Source organism: Streptomyces niveiscabiei (assembly GCF_001419795.1).
In the GTDB taxonomy this organism is placed as follows: Bacteria; Actinomycetota; Actinomycetes; order Streptomycetales; family Streptomycetaceae; genus Streptomyces; species Streptomyces niveiscabiei.
Genome location: NZ_LIRL01000091.1, coordinates 1 through 9133 on the forward strand (window position 1 = coordinate 1; position 9133 = coordinate 9133).

At 71.6% G+C, this 9133-nt stretch carries 10 protein-coding genes; 6 read left to right on the forward strand and 4 right to left on the reverse strand.

The window, feature by feature from the left end:
- Positions 1-15 precede the first annotated feature (15 nt).
- The 3 genes from ureG (at position 16) to AOK24_RS05590 (ending at position 3173) form a co-directional block, all read left to right on the forward strand.
- Complete coding sequence (gene ureG / locus AOK24_RS05580; protein ID WP_055718936.1) at positions 16-693, forward strand: urease accessory protein UreG; 678 nt, start codon at positions 16-18, stop codon at positions 691-693.
- Positions 681-1439, forward strand: a complete 759-nt coding sequence (locus AOK24_RS05585; RefSeq protein WP_055718937.1) for an urease accessory protein UreD — start codon at positions 681-683, stop codon at positions 1437-1439. The genes ureG and AOK24_RS05585 overlap by 13 nt, the downstream gene beginning before the upstream one ends.
- A 135-nt stretch (positions 1440-1574) precedes the next feature.
- Positions 1575-3173, forward strand: a complete 1599-nt coding sequence (locus AOK24_RS05590; RefSeq protein ID WP_055718938.1) for an alpha/beta hydrolase — start codon at positions 1575-1577, stop codon at positions 3171-3173.
- A gap of 67 nt (positions 3174-3240) precedes the next feature.
- Here the strand turns inward: AOK24_RS05590 and AOK24_RS05595 are convergent, their stop codons facing one another.
- The 4 genes from AOK24_RS05595 to AOK24_RS05610 all read right to left on the reverse strand — a co-directional run bounded on the left by AOK24_RS05595 (position 3241) and on the right by AOK24_RS05610 (position 6708).
- Positions 3241-3954, reverse strand: coding sequence for a lysophospholipid acyltransferase family protein (locus tag AOK24_RS05595; RefSeq protein WP_055718939.1), 714 nt, complete (start codon positions 3952-3954; stop codon positions 3241-3243).
- A 123-nt stretch (positions 3955-4077) separates the two neighbouring features.
- The gene (rocD, locus tag AOK24_RS05600; protein WP_055718940.1) at positions 4078-5295 is read right to left on the reverse strand and encodes an ornithine--oxo-acid transaminase; all 1218 of its coding nucleotides are present in this window, start codon (positions 5293-5295) and stop codon (positions 4078-4080) included.
- The gene (gene ddaH / locus AOK24_RS05605) at positions 5295-6104 is read right to left on the reverse strand and encodes a dimethylargininase (protein ID WP_055718941.1); all 810 of its coding nucleotides are present in this window, start codon (positions 6102-6104) and stop codon (positions 5295-5297) included. The genes rocD and ddaH overlap by 1 nt, the downstream gene beginning before the upstream one ends.
- A gap of 115 nt (positions 6105-6219) precedes the next feature.
- Positions 6220-6708, reverse strand: a complete 489-nt coding sequence (locus AOK24_RS05610) for an Lrp/AsnC family transcriptional regulator (protein WP_055718942.1) — start codon at positions 6706-6708, stop codon at positions 6220-6222.
- A 77-nt stretch (positions 6709-6785) separates the two neighbouring features.
- Between AOK24_RS05610 and AOK24_RS05615 the strand changes: the two genes are divergently transcribed.
- From AOK24_RS05615 to AOK24_RS05625, 3 genes are all read left to right on the forward strand, one after another.
- Positions 6786-7535: a LytR/AlgR family response regulator transcription factor gene (locus AOK24_RS05615; RefSeq protein WP_055718943.1), complete on the forward strand. Its 750-nt coding sequence runs from the start codon at positions 6786-6788 to the stop codon at positions 7533-7535.
- 41 nt (positions 7536-7576) lie between these two features.
- Positions 7577-7939: a hypothetical protein gene (locus tag AOK24_RS05620; RefSeq protein ID WP_055718944.1), complete on the forward strand. Its 363-nt coding sequence runs from the start codon at positions 7577-7579 to the stop codon at positions 7937-7939.
- A gap of 10 nt (positions 7940-7949) precedes the next feature.
- On the forward strand, positions 7950-9133 hold a 1184-nt coding region (locus tag AOK24_RS05625; RefSeq protein WP_420876652.1), incomplete at its 3' end, for a sodium:solute symporter family transporter.

The window sequence follows — 9133 nt, forward strand, 5'->3', positions numbered from 1 at the left end:
CCCCGGAGCCACCCCATGCACCTCGACCACCCCCACTCCCACGCGGCAGCGCCCAGCGCGGACGCCCACCGCCCCGACGGCACCCGCAGAGCGCTCCGCATCGGCCTCGGCGGCCCCGTGGGCTCCGGCAAGACCGCCACAGTCGCCGCCCTCTGCCGAGACCTCCGCGAAGAACTCAGCCTCGCCGTCGTCACGAACGACATCTACACCCGAGAGGACGCCGAATTCCTGCTCAGGGAGGCCGTGTTGCCGCCGGAGCGAATCGCGGCGGTGGAGACCGGCGCGTGCCCGCACACGGCGATCAGGGACGACATCTCCGCCAACCTCGAAGCGGTGGAGGACCTGGAGGACACGGTCGGCCCCCTCGACCTGATCCTCGTGGAGTCAGGCGGCGACAACCTGACCGCGACCTTTTCGAAGGGCCTCGTCGACGCGCAGATCTTCGTCATCGACGTGGCCGGCGGGGACGACATCCCCCGCAAGGGCGGCCCGGGCGTCACCACCGCCGACCTGCTCGTCGTCAACAAGACCGACCTCGCCCCGCACGTCGGCTCCGACCTCGCGAGGATGGCGGCGGACGCGAAGGCGCAGCGCGCCGAACTCCCGGTCGCCTTCCAGTCGTTGAGGAGCGAGGCGGGCGTCAAGGAGGTCGCCGCCTGGGTCCGGGCGCAGGTGCGCGCGTGGACGGCGTAAGGGCGACCGCCCGCCTGCGGGCCACGCCGGACGGCAGAGGGGGAACCGTCCTGCCCGTCCTGGAGAGCGACGGCCCGCTGGCGTTGCGCCGCACCCGGGCCCACCACCCCGGCGAGGCAAGGGCGTTGCTCGTCGGCGCGATGAGCGGCCCCCTCGGCGGCGACCGCTTCCGCGTCGAGGCGGACGTCACCCCCGGCGCCCGCCTGACCGTCGGCTCCGCCGCCGCGACGATCGCGCTGCCGGGCCAGCACAAGGGCGAGGCGCGCTACGACGTACGCCTGAAGGTCGCCGAGGACGCCGAACTCCACTGGCTCCCCGAGCCGTTGATCTCCGCGAACGGCAGCGACCTGTACGTCACGACCCGCATCGACGCCGCCCCGGGAGCCCGGCTCGTGTTCCGCGAGGAGCAGGTGCTCGGCCGCGCGGCCGAGGAACCCGGCCGCCTCACCAGCCGGTTGACCCTCAGGGTCGGTGAACGCACTGTCCTGGACCAGGAGTTGGCGTGCGGTCCGGGCGCGCCCGGCGGCTGGGACGGCCCCGCCGTCCTCGGCGGCCACCGTGCCGTCGGCCAACTCCTCGTCGTACGCCCGGAGTTCGCGGACAGCCCGGCGCCGGTGCGGGTGCTCGCGGACGGTGCCGCCACCCTCGTACCGCTGAGCGGTCCGGCCGCTCTCGTGACCGCGCTCGCGGTCGACGGGCTGGTGTTGCGGCGGTTGTTGGATGGGGTGCTCGCCCAACTGGGGTGAGAGATCCGGCGAACGGACGTTGCCATCCGCTTATCGGATTGGCAAAGAACGAGTGCCGGGGCTGTTCACAAGAAACGCACAACCGACAGGATCCCTCCCGTACCGACACGTCAACTTCGTACAGGGAGACCGCATTTGAGACCCCACAGAAGAACCGCCGCGCTGGGTTCTGCCGGAGTGCTCGTCACGGCGACCCTGATAGCCGGGGCCGTCGCCGCCCCCACCGCGAGCGCCACCAGCGGGAGCGGCCACGGCTACGGCCAGGGCCGTGAGGCCGTCGGCGTCGCGATCGCCGCCGCGCGGGCCGCGAAGGCCGGCATCGACTGGCAGGACTGCCCCGCGGGCTGGGGCCTGGAGAAGCCGATCACCTGCGGCTACGTGAGCGTCCCGCTCGACTACGCGAAGCCGTACGGCAAGCAGATCAAGCTCGCCGTCGACCGCATCGCCAACACCGGGACCCCCGAGGAGCGCCAGGGCGCCCTCATCTACAACCCCGGCGGCCCCGGCGGCTCCGGCCTGCGCTTCCCGCGCCGCGTCACCACCAAGGCCCCGGTGTGGGCCAACACGGCCAAGGCGTACGACTTCGTGGGCTTCGACCCGCGCGGCGTCGGCAAGTCCGCGCCGATCTCCTGCATCGACCCGCAGGAGTACGTGAAGGCCCCGAAGATGGACCCGGTGCCCGACTCCGAGGCCGACAAGCGCGCCCAGCGCAAGCTGGCCCGCGAGTACGCCGAGGGGTGCGCCGAGCGCAGCGGCGAGATGCTGCCGCACATGACGACCCCGAACTCCGCGCGCGACCTCGACGTCATCCGCGCCGCGCTCGGCGAGAAGAAGCTCAACTTCCTCGGCGCCTCCTACGGCACCTACCTCGGCGCCGTCTACAGCACCCTGTTCCCGACGCACGTGCGCCGCATGGTCTTCGACAGCGTCGTCGACCCGTCCCGGGAGAAGATCTGGTACCAGGCCAACCTGGACCAGGACGTCGCCTTCGAGACGCGCTGGAAGGACTGGCAGGACTGGGTCGCCGCCAACGACGCCGCCTTCCACCTCGGCACGACGCGCGACCAGGTCCAGGCGAAGTGGCTGAAGCTGCGGGCCGACGCGAAGAAGGCGCCCCTCGGCGGGGTCGTCGGACCGGCCGAGCTGATCGGGTTCTTCCAGAGCGCGCCGTACTACGACTCGGCGTGGGTCTCCACCGCGACCGTCCTCAGCAAGTACGCCGCCGGGGACGTCCAGGCCGTCATCGACGCCGCAGCGCCCGACCTCTCCGACACGGCGGGCAACGCCACCGCGGAGAACGGCACCGCCGTCTACACGGCCGTCGAGTGCGCGGACGCCAAGTGGCCGACGTCCTGGAAGAAGTGGGACCGGGACAACACCCGCCTCCACCGGGACCACCCCTTCATGACCTGGGCGAACGCGTGGCTGAACCTGCCGTGCGCGACGTGGTCGACCAAGCAGCGGACGCCGGTCGAGGTTCGGACGAACCGGGGCCTGCCGCAGACCCTCATCGTGCAGTCCGAGCGTGACGCCGCCACCCCGTACTCCGGCGCCGTCTCCCTCCACCAGCGCCTCAAGGGCTCCCGCCTCATCACCGAGAAGAACGCGGGCTCCCACGGCGTGACCGCCCTCGTCAACCCGTGCGTCAACCAGCGGGTCGACGCGTACCTCCTGCGCGGCACGCTCGACGCCGCCGACGTGGTCTGCGGACCGCACGCGACGCCGAAGCCGTAAGCGTCACGCATGGGGACGGCCTCCGCCGGGGCCGTCCCCTTCTCGACGCCGACTCGGCTTCTCTGCGTCAACTCAGCGGCAGCCGGGGGAACTTCTGCGTCTGTGCTGATGTCTGGGCTTTCGCGACGGCCGCGTACTGGTCGACGTACTCCTGACCCGACAGCTTCAGGATCGCGTACATGATCTCGTCCGTGATCGCCCGCAGGATCGCCTTCTCGTTCTCCATCCCGGCATACCGCGAGAAGTCGAGCGGCTTCCCGAACCGGATCGTCACCGGGTGCAGACTCGGGAACCGCTGCCCGGGCGGCTGCGCCTCGAACGTCCCGATCATCGCGCACGGCACGACGGGCACCCCGGCGGTCAGCGCCATCACGGCGACCCCCACCTTGCCCTTGTACAGCTTCCCGTCGTGCGACCGGGTCCCCTCGGGATAGATCCCGAGCAACTCCCCCTTACCCAGCACCCCGAGCCCTTCCCGGATGGCGGCCTGCCCGGCGTCCTTCCCGGACCGGTCCACCGGGATCTGCCCCGCGCTGCGGAAGAACGCGGCGGTCAGCCGCCCGCGCACCCCGGGTCCGGTGAAGTACTCGGCCTTGGCGAGGAAGGTGATCCGCCGCTTGATGACGGCCGGCATCAGGAAGTGGTCGGAGAACGACAGATGATTCCCGGCGACGATCGCCGCCCCGTCCTCCGGCACGTTCTCCAGCCCCTCGATCCTCGGCCGGAACAGCACCCTCAACAACGGGCCCAGCAACACGTGCTTCAACAACTGATAGAACAAGGCCCGCTCCTCGCTCCGACGTTCCGGCAGGTCAGCCGGTACATGAAGTGGGCTCAGTGTAGGCGGCCGGGGAACGCACGGGAACGGACCCGGCGGCGGGCGTCCCGGGCGTTCCCCGTGCCGTCAGCCCAGCACCCTCCCCAACACCCCGATCGCCGACCGGAGTTCCTCCTCCGTGATGCACAGCGGCGGGGCGATGCGGATCGTCGAGCCGTGCGTGTCCTTCACCAACACGCCCTCCCGCATGAGGCGTTCGCTGATGTCCCGCCCGCTGCCGAGCGCCGGGTCCACGTCGACGCCCGCCCAGAGGCCGCGGGAGCGGAAGGAGACGACTCCGTGGCCGACCAGGCCGGTGAGGCCGTCGTGCAGGACCGTGCCCAACTCCGTGGCCCGGCGCTGGAATTCGCCGGTCTCCAGGAGGTCGATGACGGCCGTGCCGACCGCGGCGGCGAGCGGGTTGCCGCCGAACGTGGAGCCGTGCTCGCCGGGGTGCAGGACGCCCAGGACCTCGCGGCGGCCCACGACCGCCGAGACCGGCACGATGCCCCCGCCCAGCGCCTTGCCCAGCAGCACCGCGTCAGGGGCGACCCCTTCGTGCTGGACGGCGAGGGTGTGCCCCGTCCGGCCCAGCCCCGACTGGATCTCGTCGGCGATGAAGAGACACCCGGCGCGGCGGGTCACCTCCCGCACACCGGCCAGATATCCGGCGTCGGGGATCAGGACGCCGGCCTCGCCCTGGATGGGCTCGATCAGCACCGCCGCCGTCGTCTCGTCGATCGCCGCCTCCAGCGCCGCGAGGTCGTTGTACGGCACGATCCGGAACCCCGGTGTGAAGGGCCCGAAGCCGCTGCGGGCGGTCTCGTCCGTGGAGAAGCTGACGATCGTCGTCGTCCGGCCGTGGAAGTTGTCGGCGGCCACGACGATGGTCGCCTGCCCGGCGGGGACGCCCTTCACGTCGTACGCCCACTTGCGGGCGAGCTTGATGCCGCTCTCCACGGCCTCCGCGCCCGTGTTCATCGGCAGCATCATGTCGTAGCCGGTGAGCGCGGTCAGCCGCTCGGCGAACTCGGCGAGGCGGTCGTTGTGGAAGGCGCGGGAGGTCAGCGTCAGCCGGTCGAGCTGGCGGTGGGCCGCCTCGACCAGCGCCGGGTGCCGGTGGCCGAAGTTGAGGGCCGAGTAGCCGGCGAGCAGGTCGAGGTAGCGGCGGCCGTCGACGTCCTCGACCCAGGCGCCCTCCGCGCGGGCGACGACGACCGGCAGGGGGTGGTAGTTGTGCGCGAGGACCGGCTCCTCGGCGCTGATCAGCTCGGCAGAGGTACGCGTCTCGGACATGGTCGTCATCAGCGGATCTCCTGGGTGCAGCACTTGATGCCACCGCCGGCCTTGTGGAACTCGGAGAGGTCGACGGGGACGGGGACGTAGCCGTGGTCGGCGAGCCGGGCGGCGAGCGCCTCGGCGCGCGGGGCGATGAAGACGTTGCGGCCGTCGGAGACGGAGTTGAGGCCGAAGGCGAGCGCGTCGTCGCGGGTGGCGAGGACCGCGTCCGGGTACAGCGCGGCGAGGACCTCGCGGCTGCCCGGCGAGAACGCCTCCGGGAAGTACGCGATGTTGTCCTCGTCGAGGACGAACAGCGCCGTGTCCAGGTGGTAGAAGTACGGGTCGGTCAGCGTCAGCGCGATCACCGGCCGCCCGAAGAACTCCTGCGCCTCGCGGTGCGCCTCCCGCGTCGTACGGAACCCCGTCCCGGCGAGCAGGTAGCGGCCGGTCCAGACGAGGTCGCCCTCGCCCTCGACGACGTGCTCCGGACGCCGCACGTCGTACCCGGCGCTCGTGAACCAGGTGTCGTAGTGGACGGACTCGGGGCGCCGCTCGGGCGCGTGGAACAGGGCGCCGAGGACCCGGCCGTCCACGACGACTGCCGAGTTCGCCGCGAACACCATGTCGGGCAGCCCGGGCGCGGGCTCCACGGAGTCGACGGTGTGGCCGTGGGAGCGGTACGCGCGGATCAGCGACTGCCACTGCTCCTGCGCGAGGTCGACGTCGACGGGCTTGTCGGGATGCATCCAGGGATTGATCGCGTACTGCACGGCGAAATGCCGGGGTTCGCAGACGAGGAACCGCCGGGAGCGCGGCACACGGGAGTCGGACACAGAGGGGTTCCTCCGCATTTCCAGTGAAACCTACGGGATGTGATCAACGGTAGGAACTCACCGGTACGAGCGACAAGCAACCGACGTTGCGTGTCGACGCACGATCGCTGCGTGTTCAGGCCTCTTCACGCACGTCCGGTGCGGGATGGGTGGCGCCCGCCTCCGGCGCCTCCGGCAGCAGGTGGGACAGCACCATCACGCTGATCGTCTTCCGGATGAACGGCTCGGTCCTGATCCGCTCCAGCACCTCCTCGAAGTGCTCCACGTCCCGCGCCCGCACATGCAGCAGCGCGTCCGCCCCGCCGGTCACCGTCATCGCCGCGGTGATCTCCGGATGGTTGCGCACGACCTCCGCGAGCCGCCTCGGCGGCGCGGCGCCCTCGCAGTACACCTCCACGTACGCCTCCGTACGCCATCCCAGCGCCGCCGGCTGCACCGTCGCCGTGAACCCCGTGATCACCCCGGCCTCCCGCAGCCGGTCCACCCGCCGCTTCACCGCTGTCGCCGACAGCCCGATCGCCGCCCCGATCTCGGCGAAACTGGACCGCGCGTTCGCCATCAGCGCCGTGATGATCTTCCGGTCGAGATCGTCGCCAGAGTTCATGCGGGCACTGTATCCAGCGGATACCGCCCAGCCCCGTACATGTGCACAACGCCCGTTCCCCCCTACACTCCCCATTCATGCTGCGCGCCCTCGCCGTCGACGACGAACGCCCCTCCCTGGAGGAGCTGCTCTACCTGCTGAACGCCGACCCGCGCATAGGCAGTGTCGAGGGCGCCGGCGACGCGACCGAGGCGCTGCGGCGGATCAACCGGGCCCTGGAGTCGGGCCCCGGCGGCCCCGAGGCCATCGACGTCGTGTTCCTCGACATCCAGATGCCGGGCCTCGACGGCCTGGACCTCGCCCGGCTCCTCACCGGCTTCGCGCGGCCCCCGCTGATCGTGTTCGTCACCGCCCACGAGGACTTCGCCGTCCAGGCGTTCGACCTCAAGGCCGTCGACTACGTCCTGAAACCCGTCCGCAAGGAGCGCCTCGCCGAAGCCGTACGCCGCGTCGCCGAACTGCGCGGCGCCGCCCCGCACATCCCCGTCCACGAACCCGACCCCGACCACCTCCCCGTCGAACTCGGCGGCGTCACCCGCTTCGTGTCCGTCGACGACATCACCCACGTCGAGGCCCAGGGCGACTACGCCCGCCTGCACACCGGCCAGGGCAGCCACCTCGTCCGCATCCCCCTGTCCACCCTGGAGGAACGCTGGCGGGCCCGCGGCTTCGTGCGGATCCACCGCCGCCACCTGGTCGCCCTGCGCCACATACGGGAACTGCGCCTGGACGCCGGTACGGTGAGCGTCCTCGTCGGCAGCGAGGAGCTCCAGGTCAGCCGCAGGCACGCCCGTGAGCTGCGGGACCTGCTGATGAGGAGAACGTGAAGACACGACACGGCCAGCCGTCGACGAGGAGACTCTGAAAGGTGCCCAACCAGGACCCCGCCGAGCGCCGCGTCACCGTGACCGGACCGCCCCGCCGCACCCGGCGCCCCTCCGGCGCCTACCGCCCACGCACCGAGATCGACGAACAGACCACCCTCGGCCACACCTACGTCCGCTCCCTCATGCGCTCCCAGCTGCGCGCCGCGCTCACCGTGTTCGCGGTCCTCGCCCTCCTCGTCGGCCCGCTGCCCCTGCTGTTCGCGTCGATGCCGGGCGCCCGCCGCCTGACCTGGCTCGTCCTCGGGTTCTGCCTGTACCTCCCGCTCGTCCTGCTGGCCCGCTGGTACGTCCACCGCGCCGAACGCAACGAACGGGACTTCGTACGCCTGGTCGAAGACAAGTGAACGAGGGCCCGTGAACTCCTCGTACGCCATCCCCGCCGTCGCGCTCGTCGTCGTCGCGACCGTCCTCGTCGGCGCGTTCGGCCTGCGGATATCGCGTACGACCTCGGACTTCTACGTCGCCTCCCGCACCGTCGGCCCCCGCCTGAACGCCGCCGCGATCAGCGGCGAGTACCTGTCCGCCGCGTCCTTCCTCGGCATCGCCGGACTCGTCCTCGTCCAGGGCCCCGACATGCTCTGGTACCCGGTCGGCTACACCGCCGGATACCTCGTCCTGCTCCTCTTCGTCGCCGCCCCGCTGCGCCGCTCCGGCGCCTACACGCTCCCCGACTTCGCGGAGGCGCGCCTCGCGTCCCGGACGGTACGGCGGCTCGCGGGGACGTTCGTCGTCGGCGTCGGCTGGCTGTACCTGCTGCCCCAGCTCCAGGGCGCCGGGCTCACCCTGACGGTGCTGACCGGCGCGCCCGGCTGGCTCGGCGGGGTCATCGTCGCCGTCGTCGTCACCGTGACCGTCGCGGCGGGCGGCATGCGGAGCATCACCTTCGTCCAGGCCTTCCAGTACTGGCTGAAACTCACCGCCCTCCTCGTCCCCGCGATCTTCCTGGCCCTGGCCTGGCACAGCGACGGGGGTCCGAAACAAGCCTTCGACGAACCCGCGAACTTCCGCGAACAGCGGTCCGTACGCGTCGACGCCACCCTCGATCTGAACCTCGCGAGCCCCCTGACCGTGAAGGTGACCGGAAGAGTGGACGGCCGCCGGTACTCCGGCACGGAGGTGAGCCTGCCGATGGGCACCCACCGCGTGGAGCGCGGCACGCGACTGGTCTTCCCGCAGGGCGGCGACGTCCCCACCGCCGACCGCGGCGCCACCGGCGGCATGTCGACGTCCCTGGCGGCGGGCCGCGAGGAACGCCCCCTGTACGCGACGTACGGGCTGATCCTCGCGACGTTCTTCGGCACGATGGGCCTCCCGCACGTCGTCGTCCGCTTCTACACCAGCCCCCACGGCGTCGCCGCCCGCCGCACCACGGTCGCCGTCCTGGCCCTCATCGGCGCGTTCTACCTCCTGCCCCCGCTGTACGGCGCCCTCGGCCGCCTCTACGCCCCCGAACTCGCCCTCACCGGCGACGCCGACGCGGCCGTCCTGCTCCTGCCCGACCGGATCATCGGCGGCCTCGGCGGCGACCTCCTCGGCGC